Genomic DNA, 18,948 nt, shown 5'->3' on the forward strand with positions numbered 1-18,948 from the left:
AAAATTTTAAATCGTGTTTTACTAAGCTCTTTTCGTAAACTTTGGGCTTTCTTGATTAATGGCGTATTATACGAAAATCATCAAATAATGCGAAAATAGACTGAATATAAAATCAAAAAAACTCCCGCCCCCTATGCATCGATTCATGCATAGGGACGAGAGTTTACCCGCGGTTCCACCCTATTTGCTGCAAATAGCAGCCTCTTTAAAAGTGATGTCGCTCCGGAACGCCTTCCTTAATTTCTGCAATCCGGCTCACACCATACCCGGACTCGCTTATACAGAGGGATTCAAGTACTCTTTTCCTTCACCGCAACATATGTAATTTTCATTAAATCTTTTCATCAACATGATTGCTTTACACTATGTGTTAAAGGGAACAACCAACATGAAAAGCTTTTGATTTGAATAATAGCGAAAAGAAACAGCAATGTCAATAGTTACAGTTGGTCCCTGAATGAATCCATTTGATCAAGGAATTTCCTGGTTTTTAAATAAAGTCCTGAGTATTCATCATAATAAGCGGAAATCACTTTTTTCAGCTCGACTTTTGTCTCTGGCTTCACTGATATATTGCCAAGACGGCTTAGGTCAAGTAGATAAAATAATCGAAGCAGCCTCACAGTACCGGGTGAAGTTTTGCTCCTGTAAGGATCAATTTCGAAACATCGATGGCACAGAAGCCCGCCCTCTCTAATCGAAAAGTTGAAATCCCCCTCCGTACTGCCACAGTTTGCACACTTGTCCAAAACGGGGTACAGTCCCTGGACATTCAGCATTTTCATCTCATAAATAAAAGTGAGAATCTCCATATCATAGCCTTCATTCATATAATTAAGGGTCTGGAGAAGCAATTCGAACATGAAAGGGTTCGACTTCTTGTCCTCAGTCACTTTATCAGTCAAATCAACAATATAGCTGGCATGAGCAGTAAGGAAAATATCCTCTCGGATCGACCTCATTGAAGAGATCATTTCTCCCTGCTGCAGGCTGCCCAGCCCTGAACTTGCCTGGAATAGAAACTGGCCATAAGTAAAAAGCTGGGTGACAGCAGAAAGCCTGCTATTAGGCTTTTTAGCACCTCTTGCCATCACACCAACTTTTCCAAATTCCCTTGTATATAAGGTAACAATTTTATTGTTCTCGCCATAATTCGTCGTTCTAATGACAATGCCTTCACATTTCTGCAGCATCTGCTGTCACCATCCATTACTACAGACAAACCTATGAGATTGGAAAATCAATTTCTGCTAGTTCTTCCTCCTGATAACCGGGTATTTCTTGATCGTCTTTCTCCAATTCCTTAAAGAGAAGATATGTGTCAATGTTACCTGTCTGAGAAAACACCTTCCAGGTAAAATCCAACATCGAAAACCCCACCTTTCAATTTTTCACTAGCAACTTTTATATCCCAAATCCTTATGAATATCATAGCCTGTCAATCAGATTTTCATGTTACATAAAAATTGTAAATCCTATTTATGAATATAATTTGCAACTGGTTAATATGTTAATGAGGGAGCATTTTGCCAAACAGGCTTAATACTCATCTTCCCTGAAACCAAAATCCCGAAGCTGTGTGGCTTTGTTTCTCCAATCCTTTTGTACCTTTACCCATAATTCGAGAAACACTTTCGTACCAAGCAAATTCTCGATATCATGACGTGCCCTTTTGCCAATTTCCTTCAGCATACTGCCCTGCTTGCCAATTATGATGCCTTTCTGGGAGTCCCTCTCAACAATGATTGTAGCCATGACATGCACCATTTCTTTTTCAGGCTGGCGTTCCATTTTTTCAATTACTACAGCAAGTGAATGAGGAATTTCTTCCCTCGTCAGATGCAGTGCTTTTTCCCTGATCAGTTCAGAAACAATAAAACGTTCAGGATGGTCTGTTACCTGGTCAGCGGGATAAAACTGTGGCCCTTCTGGCATTTTCTCCTTGATTTGCTCGAGGAGCTTTTCAACATTGTTTCCTTCAAGAGCAGATATCGGAACAATTTCAGCGAAATTGAACTTTTCATTGTAAGACTCGATTAATTTTAGCAATTCATCTGGATGGATTAAGTCGATTTTATTGATGACAAGGAAAACTGGTGTTTTTACATTTTGAAGTTTCTCAATGATAAATTCTTCCCCGCGTCCATATCCTTCCTGGGCATTGACCATAAACAATACTAGATCGACTTCTTTTAAAGTATTCTGTGCTACCTTCATCATGAAATCGCCAAGACGGTGTTTTGGTTTATGGATCCCTGGAGTGTCTATGAAAATCAGCTGTGAATCATCAAGTGTAAGGACACCCTGAACCTTATTTCGGGTCGTTTGCGGCTTATCACTCATTATCGCAATCTTTTGCCCGATTACCCTGTTAAGAAAGGTCGACTTTCCGACATTAGGCCTTCCAATAATTGAGATAAAGCCTGATTTGTGAGAATTGTTGTTATTGCCTTGATTATTAAAGTTCATACTGTATTTCCCTTCTCCACTTTATTTTAACTTATTTTCAGTGTGATTTCATCGTTTGTAGCAAAAATGAAATATAAAATTTTAAATTTTCTAAAAACATACAAGCACTGTTTTTACACTGTGATGATATTTTACTTAAGTTTTTCCCTGTTTTCAAATCGGTTCAAACATGAAGGGTTAAATGTGTAGGTTTTCTTGCTGATAATACGTACTTTAAAGGTGCTTTTCATGGATGAAAAAAACAGACTAACTAAGTCTATTCACCAAAAAAAAGTTGCCCTGTATGGACAACTAACTAAACCATGCGAATATTCTTGGCAGAAAAATTATGAAACCGATCATGACACTAGCAATCGCAAAAACCAGGACAGCACCGGCGGCGATATCTTTTGCCTGCTTCGCAAGCGGGTGGTATTCTTTCGTGTACATATCAACCGTTCTTTCAATTGCCGTATTCATCATTTCCATCGAGATCATTCCGCCAATGGCTAGGATAATGGCTATCCATTCGTACTTGTTGATTGAGAAAACAAACCCCATAAAAATGACGAAAACGGAAATGGTCAGATGGATTTGCACATTTCTTTCCTTTGCTGCCGCTGCTGCAATTCCCTCGAAACCAAATTTGAATGAGGAAGCCAACGGATGCTTCCTCTGTTTTTTAGCGGCCAAGCCCATACCCATCCAGGATTTCTTTTTGTCTGTCAAACATCTGTTTTTCATCCTGTTCATTCATATGGTCATAGCCTAATAAATGCAGGAGACCGTGGACCGCGAGGAATCCCAGTTCACGCATGAAAGAATGGTTATATTCTTCTGCCTGTTCCCTTGCCTTTGGAACGGAAATGATAATGTCGCCTAGAATCCGCGGTATATCTTTTCCGACTATTTCCATCTCCCCTTCACCCATTTCCTCCAGTGCGAAAGAAATGACATCTGTCGGGCGATCCTTGTCACGATATTCACGGTTTATTTCCTGAATTCTTTCATTCGACACGAATGTAACGGAAAGTTCGCTCCCTTCCTGAACATTCTCCTTCTCTGCCGTATAGTTCAGCAATTTTTCAATTTCATGCAATTCTTGATGTGTTAATTCATTTATTTCATCCAAAAAATCAACTTCTAAACTCATGCCTGCTTCACCTTCTGCTTATTCATTTCTGGATATTCAATTCTTGAGTGGAAAATTCCCTTCAATGTTTCACAAAGCGTATCAGCGACGGTATCCAGCTCCTTCAACGTGATGTCACACTCACTCAGCTGGCCATCCTGCAGCCGGTCCCCAATGATATTGTGTACTAGCGTTTCAATTTGCTCATGGGTCGGATGCGCCATCGAACGTACAGCAGCTTCAACACTATCCGCAATCCCAATGACCGCAGACTCTTTCGTTTGTGGCTTTGGTCCGGGATAGCGGAAATCCTCCTCTTTAACTTCATGCCCGCTTTGCTTCGCTTTATGGTAGAAGAATTTGAGCAATGTGGTGCCATGGTGCTGTTCTGCGATATCAATGATTTCTTTTGGCATCCTATGCTTGCGGAGCATCTCCGCTCCATCGGTCGCATGGGCGATAATGATATTTTTGCTTGTCAACGCCGGCAATTTATCGTGCGGGTTATCCATGTTAATCTGGTTTTCGATAAAGAATTGCGGCCGTTTCGTCTTCCCGATGTCATGATAATAACACCCGACCCTGGCAAGAAGCCCGTTTGCCCCTATCGCCTCACAAGCCGCTTCTGATAAATTGGCCACCATAACACTGTGATGATACGTACCTGGAGCTTCCGTAAGAATCTTTCTTAATAGCGGGTGGTTTGGATTGGAAAGCTCAATCAGCCTTAAAGTTGAGAGAATACCAAACCCTGCTTCAAAAAATGGCAGTAAACCGATTGTCAATACAGCAGAAACAATACCGGAAACGAAAGCAGCGGTAAAATAAAAACCGTATTCAAGGCCGGAATATTGGCTGTTCCTCAAAAACAGAATGGAAAGGATAACTATGAGATTAACCACCGACACAATCAAACCTGCTTGAAGTATTTTTGAACGTCGATTCTGTTTCTGTAAAAACAAAATAGCAGCCAAACCGCTGATTAATATATAAGTCCCTATCGTCACATTCAATGTCCCAGTAATACCCTCATTAAAGATAATAGTACCGCAAACAGCCATGATTGCTACCTGAAACAAAGCCAGTCTTTCATTTATTAAAATCTTGATTAACATCGCTCCCATTGCAGCAGGGAAGATATAGCCAATCTCCGAGTATTCAAATTCGTCAAAAAGACTGACCAGCTTCATCAACAATATAGTGGTAATAAAAATAATGCTGAAAATCAAAAGGTTCTTCTGCTTTTTGTCGGCGTTTTCCATTTCGTTAAAAATAACATACAAAGCAAATAGGATTAACGCTACAACCATACCAAGCCCAATAAAAGGCTTATAGGAATTTTCACTCTCCAACAGACCAACAAGCTGGAGTTTTTTATAGACTTCCCTGCTGATCAGCTGGCCTTCATCCACGAGAATTTGCCCTTCAAGGATTCTTACTGGTTCAACACTGTCCATAGCTTGCTGGCGCAAGTCTTCAGTAGCTTCTGGGTCATAGAATTCATTCTGGACTACTGCATAACGGCCGATTTCAATGACTGCCTTCTTTAAGCTGCTGCTTAGACTTGTATACTTTAATTCTTCCTCTACACTTAGTTTTGCATTCTCTACTTCATCTGCGGGAACACTGCGTTTCATCGTATTATTGATAGCTGTAACAGTGAGGTCTTTGGCAACCAGAAGCTCTTCCTTCGGAGCTTGAAGTAAAGTAATAAATACTTCGTCAGATAAACTTTTCGTTTCATTCTCAGTCAATTTCGTTTTTAACTTTGCCAGTTTTTCTTCAGTAGTCGGACCTTCAGGGGCAGGAACGTCTTCCACATCTGCCTCTTCAGCTGCTTTTTTCTTCTGTTCGATCTCTTCCTGTGCTTCATCATTGACTTCTGAAACCGAACCAAAAATCGAAGTGACCAAATCAACCCTGTTCTGTGCATATTCACTCTTGACCCTATATACATCCTTGACTTGCTCGACCGCTTTCCTGCGGTTTGCTTCTGTGCTTTCTTTATCCTCAATCGTAATAGGCGACCGGATGGTTTGCTCTGCCACAGAAAAGAGCTCCAAATTTAGCTTTTCAGGCTTTACATTGGTGTACATCGCCGAATACATCACGACACCAATCAGTAAAAATAACAAAACCCGAAAGATTTTTATATTCAACAAGTTCAAAATGGCAGTTAATTGGACCTGCAGCTTTTCCATATACAGCCCTCCTATTTGAAAAGCGCAAGCGCCTTGGTCAGCCCCGACAAGCGCTGGAGGGCCTGACAGTGAAGTCGTACTTTGACTTCATTGGCAGGACCGAAGCGTCTCGAGGGGCTAGGCGCTGGAGCTAGACACTAATCTTAGTGCAAAAGTTTAAATTCTTATAAAGTGAAAAGCGCAAGCGCCTTGCTCAGCCCCGACAAGCGCTGCCCGCCTAAAACGCCACATCGTGTGGCTGGCGGGTTGGCACGTCGTGTGCCTCAGAGGGCCTGACAGTGAAGTCGCTTTTTGACTTCATTGGCAGGACCGAAGCGTCTCGAGGGGCTAGGCGCTGGAGCTAGACACTAATCTTAGTGCAAAAGTTTAAATTCTTATAAAGTGAAAAGCGCAAGCGCCTTGCTCAGCCCCGACAAGCGCTGCCCGCCTAAAACGCCACATCGTGTGGCTGGCGGGTTGGCACGTCGTGTGCCTCAGAGGGCCTGACAGTGAAGTCGCTTTTTGACTTCATTGGCAGGACCGTAACGATCGAGGGGGCTAGGCGCTGGAGCTAGACACTTCTCAAAGTGGAATGCATACTTGTAATTTTTTTCAATAAAATAGAGCCAGCTTGAGAATAACTGGGAAATATACCTAACTTTATGTACCATCATATCAGTTTTTTCTTCAACTTTCACCTCTATTTAAAATTAGTCCCATTCTGCAGATGTCTAAGCGTGGCTTTATCTATAATAAGCAAAAACTCTTTTCGATATTTTAATGTTCCCCTAATCAAAAGTCAGTTCAATATCCTTCGCGAAAACACCCAGAACCCGTGAGAATGCTGATACAAGAGCGAATGCAAAAGTCCGCTCTCGTTTACCAAGAGCGGACTAAGGTGTTTATTCATTTTTACCATATGCTTCTATGATCCGGCCGACAAGCGGATGCCGGACTACGTCAGCTTGTTCAAGGTGCACAAAAGAGATTCCAGAGACATCCTTCAAAACTTTTTCTGCCTCAACCAATCCTGATTTTGCCCCTTTTGGTAAATCAATCTGGGAGGTATCTCCAGTAATGATCATTTTAGACCCAAATCCCAGGCGAGTCAGGAACATCTTCATCTGGGCTTGTGTCGTATTCTGCGCCTCATCCAGGATAACGAATGCATCATCAAGTGTCCTCCCCCTCATATAGGCAAGAGGTGCAATTTCAATTGTTCCTCTCTCTATAAGGCGCAATGTATGTTCAGTGCCAAGGATATCGTGCAGGGCATCATATAATGGGCGGAGATAAGGATCTACCTTTTCCTTCAAGTCCCCTGGAAGGAAGCCGAGGCTTTCTCCTGCCTCTACTGCTGGTCTAGTCAAGATGATTTTGGACACAGTACCATTCTTAAGTGCCGTGACTGCCATAACGACCGCAAGATACGTTTTTCCCGTACCAGCTGGCCCAATGCCAAAAATAAGATCGCGGCTTTTGATGGCATTAACATAGTGTCTTTGGCCAAGAGTCTTGACCCTGATCGATTTACCCTTAACGTTTTTACTGATTTCTTCATCATATAAATCCTTGAAATATTCCAGAGTACCCTTCTCGGCCATTTGAATCGCGTAAACGGCTTCTCTCTGGCTAATGCTGATACCCTTGCGGATAACAGCAAGCAGATTGTCCAAAACAGCCTGGGCCAGCTCGACCTTGTCCTCAGGTCCGGAAATTCCTACTGACTCTCCCCGGGTTACAATCGAGACACCAAGCTCCTTTTCAATCAGCTTTAGGTTCATATCTGCATTGCCGAATAATGAAACGGCTTCAGTTGGATTCGCTAGTAGTATTTCCATCGTTTTTAAGTCTTCTGTCATTCTCAGTCTCCTTGAATAATTGGTTGTCCTTCTGCTATATCTTCAATGATTGTAAAATGTGTGGTTAGCTTTACTTTATCATTCTCGATTGACTGATGTAAAATTTTTTCCCCTTTAATGATAGCATTTTCAGGAAGGTAGTTTTTTATATCCTTTCTCGCTAATTCTTTTGCACTCTCTATTGCTTCTTTTCTCGAATAGATGCGTGTTTCCTGCTCCCGCTCCCTAATGGTCTTTTTTTCAACCATCACAGGGAGTTCCCATTTAAAAAATCTCACAGGCTGTTCAGTCACTTCGATTTCATATTCACTGAAATCAGGTTTTCCGAACCCCCATACGGGCATAGACTTGCCTGCGAATACGAGTGAATATTTCCTTTTTTCATTGCCATTGTATACCTGAAACGTACTCTTCAAAGGCAATTCCACCTTGGTTGAATACCATGTCACACCTAGAATTTCACCTTCAGCCGCCACTACTTTCAGATCATCTTCTTTTCCATACAGGCCGGAAACAAGAAGCTGGCCCGGCATAACATAATCATTCACTTCAACAACAGGTTCCCCTTTTTCCACAAAGATCTTGTAGATAGCTGCTTTTCTTTTGGCTACCAAGTGCCTCGGCCCAATTACTTCCGCTTTTTTCGGCTCACTCTTTTCCACAGCCTGAAAATTATAGGTCGTCCCTTTCAGCTCCACACCAATCCAGGTCAGCGCTCCTACTTTATCTGTCAGCTCCTTTTGAATACTCTCCACACTATCTATAGAGAACTGCAATTTACCGACGCCAATACCCATCCTGTCCAATTCCTTACGAATTTGGTGTTCAGTCGCTGGGCTCGCACCTTTAATCTCTATTCCCCAAACCATGTTCGATAGAAGCATAATTAAGCCTAAAAATAAAAATGCCCCGGCCAAAAACCCACTGTTTGTCCATAATTTCTTTAAAATGAAAGGGCCGCCCGCCCTCTCCAAAAACCTGATTTTGCAATTACTTTCCCTTGCTGGAACCCTTAGTTTTTTTACATCCTGAAGATTGACATAAAAGGTGACGGCCTCAGATCCATGCTTTTTCACATTCCATATCGAAACACCACTGCGTGTCAACTGATTTAAAAATCTTTCTATTCCCTTTCCAGTCAATTTCACCTTGACTGTTCCAGAAAAGGTGTGAATCCATTGGTTTTTCATTCGTCTCCCCCTCAATCAATCATTTATATAAATAACCTGATCAATTTTACCTTCAAGTAAGATTTCTTCAGGCAATATGGTCTTGATTACAAACGCTTTTCCCTTGACGATCAGTTGGCCCCCTTTGATCAACAACCGCACCTCGCCATCCGAAAAAGCTAGCAGACCCCGGTGATTCTCTATATAGATATGGACTTGCCCAACCATCGTGATTCTAGGGAGATCCATCATGACATCTTGAGGAAGATCCATTTTTTGTGTCATCCATTTGCGTACATACTGGCCCCATTTTTTTGCCATAAAAAAAAGAACCCCCTTTCATCTCATATGTATGAGAAAAAAGAAGGTTCTAGCACCATTTTTAACTTTATGCCTACGCATTCTTCCAAACCCAGTGGATGCAGGCAGAGTCTCTGCCTAATTTCTCCTGACCGGGTTATATGGCCTTTTCGCCCTCGGTTTGCTAAGGACTTCAGCCCAAATCAATCCCTCTACCACGTTGTCCCTGTCTGGCTGGAAGTCAATTTCAGGTTCTTTTTGTTCTCTTTTTTGATTCAATCGACCCGATGAATCACCAGAAGACATCCGGCCTTTACCTGATCTCTGTTTGTTCATCTGCTCCTCAGACTGAAGCTTTCTTTCTAGATAAACCTTCTGGATATCATTAAGGATTTCAGCACCAGTATCCCCCTGGTCACGCTTGCCTGAATCCCGGCTTCGTTTTGCTTCCCTGCGAGGGTCATATCCAGGCTCGTAATCTTTTTCAATATCAGATCGAGGCTCAGCCCTGGCCTCTGCCGGCTGCCTCCTGGCAGGCGCAGGACCAGGCTGCCTCGCCGGTCCTGGTTGTTGCATCGGACCAGATGGCCTGGCCGGTCGGCGCTGAGGCTGCTGGCCATCTTTCTTTTTATTGAACAGACTGGAGATCACACCGATCAGAATGAACAGAGCAATTGGGTTGCTGAAAAGTTCATATAAAAGTTCCATCTTGAGTCCCCCTTTCTTTTACCGGGTTCTCTCATCAGTTATTATTGTTATTATTGTTTTTATCTTTATTACCGTTTGTAAGCTTGCCGATGGACCCTCTCATATCGGTATCAGCTTCAATATTCTGGATGTTCATATAATCCATTACACCAATATTGCCTTCACGCAGCGCTTCCGCCATTGCCAATGGTACAGTTGCTTCGGCCTCGACGACCTTCGCTCTCATTTCCTCAACGCGCGCTTTCATTTCCTGTTCTTGAGCTACGGCCATAGCTCGACGCTCTTCGGCTTTTGCCTGGGCAATCTTCTTATCCGCTTCTGCCTGCTCTGTTTGAAGCTCGGCACCGATATTCTTGCCGATATCAACGTCTGCAATATCAATCGATAGAATTTCAAAAGCAGTCCCTGCATCCAGTCCTTTGGAAAGAACTGTTTGCGAAATCATATCCGGATTTTCCAACACTTTTTTATGGTTGTCAGAAGAACCGATAGTCGATACAATACCCTCACCTACACGGGCAACGATTGTCTCTTCACCAGCACCCCCGACAAGTCTGTCGATGTTTGCTCTTACGGTGATTCTTGCTTTAGCCTTTACTTCGATTCCATCCATAGCCACACCAGCGATGAATGGTGTTTCAATTACTTTTGGATTTACACTCATTTGTACCGCTTCTAATACATCACGGCCGGCAAGGTCAATCGCTGCCGCTCTTTCGAATGAAAGCTCAATATTCGCACGGTGTGCAGCAATCAGTGCATTTACAACCCTGTCTACGTTACCTCCAGCAAGATAGTGGCTTTCAAGCTGGTTCGTTGTAACATTCAACCCCGCTTTATGCGCCTTGATCATCGGATTGATGACCCTGCTTGGGATAACCCTTCTTAACCTCATACCAATCAGCGTGAAAATGCTGACCCTGACTCCTGCCGCTAATGCTGAAATCCATAGCATTACCGGTACGAATGTCAGCAAAACACCAAGGAAAATGATCCCGAGTGCAATTGCTACTAAAACAAATGCTGTACTTGCATCCATATGAACTGCCTCCTAAAAAATATTATTCCATGTTCTTTGAATCTTCTCTATTTTACCAAATAAACTCAAAGACCATTGGTTTTTATCTCTACTTGTTACTTTATCGATACGTCGTGGCAAGAATACCTCAATGAACAATACAATGAAAAAAACAAATTAGATTTCTGTACTCTCTCTAACCACAATTCTCGAGCCTTCCGTTTTAACAATTCTAACTCTCTTGTCCTTTGCAATAAATCCACCCTCACTGACTGCATCAATGCGTTCATCGTCAACAACGATCGTTCCTGAAGGTCTGAGGGGAGTCAACGTGACCCCTTCTACCCCAATCAGTTCAAGACGGTTTTTATTGGATACATATCCCTTTTCAGTGCTTGTTGAATCTGTCAGTATGATTCTTTTGAAAAATTTCATCTTTTTTCCAAACACCCTTATCATTAAAATAGATAAAACGATGGACGCAGTCAAGGCGATCAGTAACGAGATTCCCATATGGACCACATTATCAGATGCCATAAAGAAACTTGCAAAGATAGCTAATAAGCCAATGGTTCCGGCAATTCCGCCTGGAATGAATAACTCAAGCAGGATCAGCCCGATACCTAGCGCGAACAAAATCAGCGTTTCAAAACCAGCTAGACCAGCAACCATATGGCCGTAGAAGAATAGGAGCAAAGCTGATAAGCCCGCAATTCCAGGTAGACCAAATCCTGGAGAGTACAACTCAAGCACCAACCCTAAGCTTCCGATAGTCATTAAAATCGGGATCACGACTGGATGCGTTATGAATCTCGCCAGCTTTTCAGCGAAAGTCTCATTCACATTCCTGATTTCTGAATTCTCATAGCCTAGCTTTTCCAATAATTCATCGAGGTTTTTAACAGTCCCCTCAGAATACCCAACTTCAAGCGCCTGCTCCGCCGTCAGGGTAAGAAGCTTACCCTTTTCTGCATTCAGATCCGGCAGATCAATGCTCTCATCGGCCATTGCCTGGGCGTAAATCGGATCCCTTCCACTTTCAACGGCGGCTGCTTTCATAGCGGCTAACCAATAGGAAACTGCTTTTTTATCAGCTGTATTTCCCTGCTGGTCAATAATTGCAGCAGAACCCATTGTGGATCCGGGAACCATATAAATTTCATCGGTATTAAGAGAAATATAGGCACCTGCGGATAATGCCCGCTTATTGACGAATGCAACTGTTTTCAAGTCAGTGCTTGTCAGCAGCTTACCGATACCGCCAGCTGCGTCAACCGCTCCACCAGGTGTATTTACATCAAAAATGATTGCTTCTGCACCTGCCTCTTCCGCCTCCTCAACCGCTCTTTCCAGGAAGGCAAGCAAGCCCTTTTCCACCGTTTCCTCAATCGGCACTACATAGACCACTTTTTGATCCGCATCTGCAGTGAAAGGATTGATCCAACTGGCCAGTGACAAGAGGATGATGATGCTCGCAATCACTGATTTTATTTTCAATTCGGCACCTCCATTTTTAAAAATAAGGCCATAGTGTTAATACGCATTGGTACATCAAAAGGTTTCATTGATTTCTTACGATTTCAAAAAAAAGAATTCAGTCTAATTTCTTTTGAAAGTTTATGTATTTCAATGAAGCACAAGGTACTATTAGATGACACCTATTATTATACGCTAAAAAGGCCGCAAGAATATCCCTGCGGCCTTCGAGCTTTTTATGAAAGGTGTTGTTGTACAAGTTTATTAACGAGAGATCCGTCTGCTTTACCTTTTAATTTAGGCATAATGACAGCCATTACTCTACCCATATCGGCTTTCGATGCCGCACCGGTCTCCGCGATAGCTTCTTTGACGATTGCCGTCACTTCTTCTTCGCTAAGCTGCTGTGGCATGTAAATTTCGACATGCTTTAATTCTGTTTGTATCTTTTCAACGAGGTCTTCACGACCTGCTTTTTCAAATTCCTGGAGGGAATCTTTGCGTTGCTTCACTTCACGAGAAAGTACAGTTAACTCTTCTTCTTCGGATAACTCCTGCTTGCCGAGCTTGATTGCTTCGTTTTGCAGTGATGCTTTGACCATCCGAATAGTAGTGAGTCTGTCCTTTTCTTTGTTCTTCATCGCTTGTTTCATATCATTATTTAAACGCTCGAGCAGGCTCAAGTTGATTCCACCCTCTCTTAGAACTTGCGTTTTCTAGCAGCTTCAGACTTTTTCTTACGCTTTACACTAGGTTTTTCGTAGAATTCGCGCTTTCTAGCTTCTTGGATAGTACCTGATTTAGATACAGTACGTTTGAAGCGTCGAAGAGCATCTTCAAGCGATTCGTTTTTACGAACGACAGTTTTAGACATTCTCTTTCCCTCCCTCCGAGCACAACACACTAACACCAAAACACATGGGAAACCATGTACCTTGCAATTATAATATAACACTGGCATGAGGTCAACTGTAATTAGCCCTTGTTTTTACATTATGTATTTTTGCAGGATAACATACAGACTACAAATTTTATTAGCATGTCCTGCCCTCCTTTTCATACATTTAAATGGGAGGGGGAGTCCAATGGTCTATCTATTATTTTTCCTATTATTCCTTGCCGTCTTCATCGGTGGCATGACATTGCTTCGAAAAGGCTTGTTTGAGCTATCCGCAAGCAGAATGAAGAACTGGCTGACGGTCATGACTGATACACCCCTAAAAGGATTGATTGCCGGGACCATAGCGACAGCACTTTTACACAGCAGTTCCGCTGTCATGGTCATCACGATTGGATTGATCTCTGCCGGCCTGCTGAAATTCTCGCAATCAATCGGTATCATCCTTGGATCGAATATAGGGACAACCTTCACGCTAGAAATCATTACTTTCAACATCGATGCATTTATCGTGCCCTTTGCTGTTATTGGTGCGATTTTAATGGTATCGCGAAATAAAACATGGCAGAACATCGGTGCAATTTCTTTTGGGATTGCTGCTGTTTTTGCTGCAATGCGGGGCTTCACATTCCTCGCTGACCCTGTTACCAGCTTGCCAATTGTGGAACTTGCGCTAGCCAACCTGAACAACAGCCATTTGGTCAGCATTATATCTGGCACTGTTGTAACGGCTATGATCCAGTCAAGTACTGCGATGACCGGAATCATAATGGGCTTTCTGTCTGAAGGTACATTAAGCATGGATTCCGCTATTGCTGCGATGCTTGGTGCCAATATAGGCACTTGTATTACCGCCATGCTAGCGTCCATTGGCGCAGGCAAAGAAGCAAGGCTTACTGCATTTGCGCACGTATGGCTGAATATCGCTGGCGCAGCAGTCTTCTATCTTTTCATCGACCAGATAGCTGCACTTGCTCCGATGTCTGCCACAAGACCGGAAGTCCAGCTGGCACATGTCAGTGTCATTTACAACATAGTCGCTTCATTGCTCGTTCTTCCAGTTGCCGAGAAATTCGGCAAGATGATTGAATTCATTCATGGAAAGTAAGAACGTTATTAAGGTTGAAAATCACATTTGGACGAAAAAAAACGGAAATGTGGTCGATTTATTTTATTTTTCGTTGATATATTCTAAACTGTGCTCGATATCTCCTAAAATAAGGACGCTACCTAACTAAATCGGACCTTAGATCCAAAAAAAGAGCTGGCAAAATGCCAGCTCTTTAGTCATTCAACTACATAACAGCTTGTTCAGCTACTGTTTCATCTTCCAGTACGCGGACAAATTGTCCTTCGTTGTAAGGATAGCCTGCTTTTGCAATCTTGACCTTCACGATTTTGCCAATCATATCTTCTGTAGCAGGGAATACAACTTTCAAATAGTTGTCTGTATAGCCTACATAAAGTTCGCTTTCTGGATCTTCCTTGTAGATCTCTTCAGGAATCACTTCGAGCACTTCATTTTCAAACTGGGAAGCATATTCCTTTGCAAGCTGGTTGGAAAGCTCAATCAATCGGTGAACGCGCTCGTTCTTCACTTCTTCGTCAACCTGGTCTTCCATTCTTGCAGCAGGCGTACCTGTCCGTTTTGAATAAGGGAAGACGTGCAGCTCTGAGAATTGGTGCTTCTTGATGAAATTATAGGTTTCCATGAACTCTTCTTCCGTTTCACCCGGGAAACCGACAATGATATCTGAAGTAACTGCCAATCCTGGCAATACTTCCTTAAGTCGGTCAAGACGCTCACCGAAAAATTCCATTGTGTATTTACGGCGCATACGCTTCAACACTGTGTCAGAACCTGATTGGAGCGGGATGTGCAGGTGACGCACAATAATATTGGATTGATCAATTACCTCAATCACTTCATCTGTAATCTGACTAGCCTCAATAGAAGAAATACGCAGGCGCTTTATGCCTTTAACTTGCGCTTCGAGATCACGAAGCAACGCAGCAAGGTTGTAGTCTTTCATGTCCTCACCGTAGCCGCCTGTATGGATGCCTGTCAGGACAATTTCCTTATAACCTGCATCGACAAGCTGCTGTGCCTGGCGGATGACTTCCTGTGGATCACGGGATCTCATCAAACCGCGTGCCCAGGGAATGATACAGAAAGTACAAAAGTTATTGCAGCCTTCCTGGATCTTTAATGAAGCCCTTGTCCTATCCGTAAACGCAGGTACGTCAAGCTCTTCATATACACGGTTCTTCATGATATTGCCAACCGCATTTATTGGCTGGCGCTCTTGCTTGTACTGTTCGATATAGTCGAGCATTTTCACGCGGTCCTGTGTTCCGACAACGATATCAACGCCAGGGATCGCCATGATTTCTGCTGGCGATGTTTGGGCGTAGCAGCCGGTAACACAAATAACAGCGTCCGGATTCTTGCGGACAGCTCGGCGGATGACCTGGCGGCTCTTCTTGTCCCCAGTATTCGTGACCGTACAGGTGTTGATGACATAAACATCTGAAGTAGACTCAAACTCTACTCTCTCGTATCCTTGTTCCTTAAATAACTGCCAGATGGCTTCTGTTTCGTAATGGTTAACCTTGCAACCTAATGTATGAAAAGCAACTGTAGGCATTATCTTCACCTCAATAATTCAAAATGATAAGAAACAGCAGACAAAGCATAAAGCGGTGCTGTTTCTGTACGCAAGATGCGCGGCCCGAGACCACATGCTAAAAATCCATTCTTATTTAAAAGGCCGACTTCCTCGGAGGTCAATCCTCCCTCTGGACCAAATACAATCAGGAGGCTGTCGCCTTTTCCCAATTTCGCGAGAGTAGAAGAAAGGACAGAAGCTTCTCCCTCTTTCGCTTCTTCCTCATAAGCAACTAGCTTATAAGTATACTCATCGCTCGCTTTGACCAATTCTTTAAAACTAATCGGCTCTTTCACTTCTGGAACATATGTGCGATGGGACTGCTCAGCAGCTTCCTTGGCAATCTTCTGCCAGCGTTCAACCTTTTTGGCAGCTTTCTTGCCGTCCCATTTAACGATCGAGCGGGATGCGGTAAAGGGGACAAATTCATAGGCACCGAGTTCAGTACCTTTCTGGATAATCAATTCGAGCTTATCCCCTTTGGGCAGACCGCTCGCAATCACGACATGGACCGGAAGCTCCGTAGTCCCTTCCTCCCATTTTACAACGTTTGCCACAACGATTTCATCGGTAATTTCTGCAATCTGGCAAACCGCACTTTTTCCCGTTGAAGTGACACAGATGATTTCGTCCCCAGCCTTCATCCTCATAACACGTACAATGTGATGATAATCATCGCCGCTAATATTGAACTGCTCCATATTCCCTTGTACATCAATAAAATACCGCTGCACCACAGCACCCGCTTTCTGAAAAGCGCAAGCGCCTTGGTCATCCCCGACAAGCGCTGGAGGGCCGACCGATGAAGTCGTTTTTTGACTTCATTGGGCGGACCGAAGCGTCTCGAGGGGATAGGCGCTGGAGCTAGACATTTCTCAGATTTAAGACATATGATTTAAAAAGAACAGAAAAAAGGGGTTAAGCTGTACCCCTTTTTCCACATTATTTCTTTTTGCCGATCATCGCAACCCAGTCTTCCATAGAAATTATCTCTTCTATTCCGAAACCTGCGTTGATCATTGCATCCTTAACTACTTCTTTCTTCTGCTGGATGATACCAGACGTAATGAAATACCCGCCATTCTTTACGACCTTGCCTGCATCATCAGCAAAACGCAAGATTACTTCCGCCAGGATATTCGCAACTACAATATCCGCTCCTTCTTCTACACCATCCAGAAGGTTGTTTTGTGAGATGGTAGCGACATCGTGAACCTTGTTCAGCTTGAGATTTAGTTTCGCAACCTGCACTGCTACATCATCCAGGTCCATCGCTTCCACTTTTCCTGCTCCCAGCTTTGCCGCTGCAATACTGAGAACACCTGAACCCGTCCCAACATCCACGACGCGGTCACCAGTCTGAACAGTTCTTTCCAGCGCTTGGATACACATTACAGTAGTAGGGTGTGTTCCTGTGCCGAATGCCATACCCGGGTCAAGCTCAATAATCAATTCATCCGTGTTGACTGGAGTGTAATCCTCCCACGTTGGCACGATCGTGAATTTCTCGGAAATTTTCACAGGGTTGTAGTATTTCTTCCAGGCAGTTGCCCACTCTTCCTCATTCACTTCACTGATTGATACTTTATTCAATCCGATATCAATATTGTAGATAATCAGGTTATTGATTGCTTCTTTAATCTCATCGACCGTTTCTCCAAGGAAACTATTTACCGGTAGATAAGCTTTTACAATGACTCCTTCTTCCGGATAATCGTCTGGATTAAGTTGGTATATTTCTCCGAACTGGTCCTCTCTGTCCTTCTCAAGCTCCAGCGGATCTTCAATAACAACTCCGCTCGCGCCTGCTTCGTGCAGGATATTGGAAATCGGCTCAACCGCTTCATTTGTAGTTAAAATGCTGATTTCAGACCATTTCATTTATACCAACTCCATTCGATTAATCACCTTTAAAGGCACGTTTTACTTTTGAAAAAAAGCTTTCCTCCTGCTCTCCAAGAGGAGATTGCCCGCTTACTTCTGCAAACTCACGCAGCAGCTGCTTTTGTTTTTCAGACAGCTTTGTTGGGGTTACAATCTTTACAATGACATGCTGGTCCCCTGTACCATAACCGCGGACATTCGGAACACCTTTGCCCTTCAAGCGGAATTTTGTACCCGTCTGTGTTCCAGCAGGAACTTTTAATTTTACTTTACCATGCAGTGTAGGGACTTCGACTTCATCACCTAGAGCTGCCTGGACAAATGTAATTGGCATTTCACAATAAATATCATCGCCGTCACGCTCAAAGAATTCATGCGACCTAATGTGGAAGACAATGTAAAGGTCACCTGAAGGGCCGCCATTGATACCGGCTTCTCCTTTTCCTGCTACTCTCAGCTGCTGGCCATCATCGACACCTGCTGGGATTTTAACATGAATCTTGTTCCTTCTGGTAACCTTCCCTGCTCCGGAACATGTTGTACATCTTTCTTTGATTTCCTTACCTGTTCCATTACAGTAATGACACACCCGGCGATTGACAATACGTCCAAAAGGTGTATTTTGTTCTACACTGATTTGCCCGCTGCCATGACAGTGTTTACATGTATCAACTTTAGTACCTGGTTTTGCTCCAGTTCCATCACATGTATCACATTCTTCTTCACGAGGAATTTCGATATCTGTTTCCTTGCCAAATACAGCTTCCTCGAATTTCAGGGTCATCGTATACTGAAGGTCGGCACCCTGTCTTGGCGCATTTGGATCACGGCGTCTGCCGCCCCCGCCTCCGAAGAAGGAGTTGAAAATGTCTTCAAAACCGCCGAAGCCGCCGCCGAAATCGCCGCCGCCAAAGCCCTGGTTAGGGTCGACATGGCCAAACTGGTCATAATGAGAGCGCTTTTGATCGTCACTCAATACCTCATACGCTTCTTTTACTTCTTTGAACTTTTCATCTGCTCCCGGATCTTTGTTGATGTCCGGATGGAATTGTTTAGAAAGCTTGCGGTAGGCTTTCTTTATTTCATCCTTCGAAGCCGAATTACTGACTCCGAGGACTTCATAGTAATCCCGTTTGCTCATGATTACCACTCCCGAATCTTTTCACATAAAGATAATTCTAACATTCCCGTACATTCATACGCA

19 protein-coding genes and 1 other annotated feature are annotated in these 18,948 nt (G+C 43.3%); of the genes, 1 reads left to right on the forward strand and 18 read right to left on the reverse strand.

The features are described from left to right. Positions 1-148: 148 nt before the first annotated feature. Positions 149-320: a binding site (T-box leader), on the reverse strand. 120 nt (positions 321-440) lie between these two features. The 14 genes from recO to rpsU all read right to left on the reverse strand — a co-directional run bounded on the left by recO (position 441) and on the right by rpsU (position 13,167). Beyond that, entirely contained in the window at positions 441-1,193 is a 753-nt protein-coding gene (gene recO / locus DYI25_RS10945) for a DNA repair protein RecO (protein ID WP_213368664.1), read from the reverse strand. 31 nt (positions 1,194-1,224) lie between these two features. Further along, the gene (locus DYI25_RS10950) at positions 1,225-1,368 is read right to left on the reverse strand and encodes a YqzL family protein (RefSeq protein ID WP_023627269.1); all 144 of its coding nucleotides are present in this window, start codon (positions 1,366-1,368) and stop codon (positions 1,225-1,227) included. Between the two features lie 171 nt (positions 1,369-1,539). Continuing rightward, positions 1,540-2,469, reverse strand: coding sequence for a GTPase Era (gene era / locus DYI25_RS10955; RefSeq protein WP_213368666.1), 930 nt, complete (start codon positions 2,467-2,469; stop codon positions 1,540-1,542). A gap of 291 nt (positions 2,470-2,760) precedes the next feature. After that, positions 2,761-3,111 carry a diacylglycerol kinase family protein gene (locus DYI25_RS10960; protein WP_342032494.1) on the reverse strand — a complete coding sequence of 117 codons (351 nt, stop codon included), beginning with the start codon at positions 3,109-3,111 and terminating at the stop codon, positions 2,761-2,763. Between the two features lie 19 nt (positions 3,112-3,130). Next, positions 3,131-3,601 (reverse strand): rRNA maturation RNase YbeY, encoded by a 471-nt coding sequence (ybeY, locus tag DYI25_RS10965; protein ID WP_213368668.1) that lies wholly within the window; start codon positions 3,599-3,601, stop codon positions 3,131-3,133. Continuing rightward, entirely contained in the window at positions 3,598-5,781 is a 2,184-nt protein-coding gene (locus tag DYI25_RS10970) for an HD family phosphohydrolase (protein WP_213368670.1), read from the reverse strand. Before DYI25_RS10970 ends, ybeY begins: the two co-directional genes overlap by 4 nt. 881 nt (positions 5,782-6,662) lie before the next feature. Continuing rightward, the gene (locus DYI25_RS10975) at positions 6,663-7,622 is read right to left on the reverse strand and encodes a PhoH family protein (RefSeq protein ID WP_213368672.1); all 960 of its coding nucleotides are present in this window, start codon (positions 7,620-7,622) and stop codon (positions 6,663-6,665) included. Positions 7,623-7,624: 2 nt separating this feature from the next. Next, complete coding sequence (gene yqfD, locus DYI25_RS10980) at positions 7,625-8,812, reverse strand: sporulation protein YqfD (RefSeq protein WP_213368674.1); 1,188 nt, start codon at positions 8,810-8,812, stop codon at positions 7,625-7,627. A gap of 15 nt (positions 8,813-8,827) precedes the next feature. Continuing rightward, positions 8,828-9,112: a sporulation protein YqfC gene (gene yqfC / locus DYI25_RS10985; protein WP_213368677.1), complete on the reverse strand. Its 285-nt coding sequence runs from the start codon at positions 9,110-9,112 to the stop codon at positions 8,828-8,830. Between the two features lie 117 nt (positions 9,113-9,229). Beyond that, positions 9,230-9,799: a hypothetical protein gene (locus DYI25_RS10990; protein ID WP_213368679.1), complete on the reverse strand. Its 570-nt coding sequence runs from the start codon at positions 9,797-9,799 to the stop codon at positions 9,230-9,232. A gap of 34 nt (positions 9,800-9,833) precedes the next feature. Continuing rightward, complete coding sequence (gene floA / locus DYI25_RS10995; RefSeq protein WP_213368681.1) at positions 9,834-10,838, reverse strand: flotillin-like protein FloA; 1,005 nt, start codon at positions 10,836-10,838, stop codon at positions 9,834-9,836. A 156-nt stretch (positions 10,839-10,994) separates the two neighbouring features. Then, positions 10,995-12,281, reverse strand: coding sequence for a nodulation protein NfeD (locus tag DYI25_RS11000; RefSeq protein ID WP_342032515.1), 1,287 nt, complete (start codon positions 12,279-12,281; stop codon positions 10,995-10,997). A gap of 248 nt (positions 12,282-12,529) precedes the next feature. Then, positions 12,530-12,976: a GatB/YqeY domain-containing protein gene (locus DYI25_RS11005; RefSeq protein ID WP_213368683.1), complete on the reverse strand. Its 447-nt coding sequence runs from the start codon at positions 12,974-12,976 to the stop codon at positions 12,530-12,532. Between the two features lie 17 nt (positions 12,977-12,993). Continuing rightward, entirely contained in the window at positions 12,994-13,167 is a 174-nt protein-coding gene (gene rpsU / locus DYI25_RS11010) for a 30S ribosomal protein S21 (RefSeq protein ID WP_015595024.1), read from the reverse strand. A gap of 211 nt (positions 13,168-13,378) precedes the next feature. Between rpsU and DYI25_RS11015 the strand changes: the two genes are divergently transcribed. Next, positions 13,379-14,299, forward strand: coding sequence for a Na/Pi symporter (locus DYI25_RS11015; RefSeq protein ID WP_213368684.1), 921 nt, complete (start codon positions 13,379-13,381; stop codon positions 14,297-14,299). A 187-nt stretch (positions 14,300-14,486) separates the two neighbouring features. Here the strand turns inward: DYI25_RS11015 and mtaB are convergent, their stop codons facing one another. The 4 genes from mtaB to dnaJ form a co-directional block, all read right to left on the reverse strand. Continuing rightward, a complete protein-coding gene (gene mtaB / locus DYI25_RS11020) occupies positions 14,487-15,839 on the reverse strand; it encodes a tRNA (N(6)-L-threonylcarbamoyladenosine(37)-C(2))-methylthiotransferase MtaB (RefSeq protein ID WP_213368685.1) in 1,353 nt (450 codons plus the stop codon). Positions 15,840-15,844: 5 nt separating this feature from the next. Continuing rightward, on the reverse strand, positions 15,845-16,594 hold the full coding sequence (locus DYI25_RS11025) for a 16S rRNA (uracil(1498)-N(3))-methyltransferase (protein WP_213368686.1): 750 nt from the start codon (positions 16,592-16,594) through the stop codon (positions 15,845-15,847). A 208-nt stretch (positions 16,595-16,802) separates the two neighbouring features. Continuing rightward, positions 16,803-17,741, reverse strand: a complete 939-nt coding sequence (prmA, locus tag DYI25_RS11030; protein WP_213368687.1) for a 50S ribosomal protein L11 methyltransferase — start codon at positions 17,739-17,741, stop codon at positions 16,803-16,805. Positions 17,742-17,760: 19 nt separating this feature from the next. Further along, positions 17,761-18,885 carry a molecular chaperone DnaJ gene (dnaJ, locus tag DYI25_RS11035; RefSeq protein WP_213368688.1) on the reverse strand — a complete coding sequence of 375 codons (1,125 nt, stop codon included), beginning with the start codon at positions 18,883-18,885 and terminating at the stop codon, positions 17,761-17,763. Positions 18,886-18,948 lie beyond the last annotated feature (63 nt).

This window comes from Mesobacillus boroniphilus (assembly GCF_018424685.1).
GTDB lineage: Bacteria > Bacillota > Bacilli > Bacillales > Cytobacillaceae > Mesobacillus > Mesobacillus boroniphilus_A.

Excerpts from the sequence above, each read along its gene's own strand:
- yqfC (WP_213368677.1), bottom strand. The coding sequence starts at position 9,112 with ATGGCAAAAAAATGGGGCCAGTATGTACGCAAATGGATGACACAAAAA.
- rpsU (WP_015595024.1), bottom strand. The coding sequence starts at position 13,167 with ATGTCTAAAACTGTCGTTCGTAAAAACGAATCGCTTGAAGATGCTCTT.
- dnaJ (WP_213368688.1), bottom strand. The coding sequence starts at position 18,885 with ATGAGCAAACGGGATTACTATGAAGTCCTCGGAGTCAGTAATTCGGCT.
- mtaB (WP_213368685.1), bottom strand. The coding sequence starts at position 15,839 with ATGCCTACAGTTGCTTTTCATACATTAGGTTGCAAGGTTAACCATTAC.
- DYI25_RS10975 (WP_213368672.1), bottom strand. The coding sequence starts at position 7,622 with ATGACAGAAGACTTAAAAACGATGGAAATACTACTAGCGAATCCAACT.
- DYI25_RS10970 (WP_213368670.1), bottom strand. The coding sequence starts at position 5,781 with ATGGAAAAGCTGCAGGTCCAATTAACTGCCATTTTGAACTTGTTGAAT.
- DYI25_RS10950 (WP_023627269.1), bottom strand. The coding sequence starts at position 1,368 with ATGTTGGATTTTACCTGGAAGGTGTTTTCTCAGACAGGTAACATTGAC.
- era (WP_213368666.1), bottom strand. The coding sequence starts at position 2,469 with ATGAACTTTAATAATCAAGGCAATAACAACAATTCTCACAAATCAGGC.
- DYI25_RS10990 (WP_213368679.1), bottom strand. The coding sequence starts at position 9,799 with ATGGAACTTTTATATGAACTTTTCAGCAACCCAATTGCTCTGTTCATT.
- recO (WP_213368664.1), bottom strand. The coding sequence starts at position 1,193 with ATGCTGCAGAAATGTGAAGGCATTGTCATTAGAACGACGAATTATGGC.
- ybeY (WP_213368668.1), bottom strand. The coding sequence starts at position 3,601 with ATGAGTTTAGAAGTTGATTTTTTGGATGAAATAAATGAATTAACACAT.
- yqfD (WP_213368674.1), bottom strand. The coding sequence starts at position 8,812 with ATGAAAAACCAATGGATTCACACCTTTTCTGGAACAGTCAAGGTGAAA.
- floA (WP_213368681.1), bottom strand. The coding sequence starts at position 10,838 with ATGGATGCAAGTACAGCATTTGTTTTAGTAGCAATTGCACTCGGGATC.
- prmA (WP_213368687.1), bottom strand. The coding sequence starts at position 17,741 with ATGAAATGGTCTGAAATCAGCATTTTAACTACAAATGAAGCGGTTGAG.
- DYI25_RS11015 (WP_213368684.1), top strand. The coding sequence starts at position 13,379 with ATGGTCTATCTATTATTTTTCCTATTATTCCTTGCCGTCTTCATCGGT.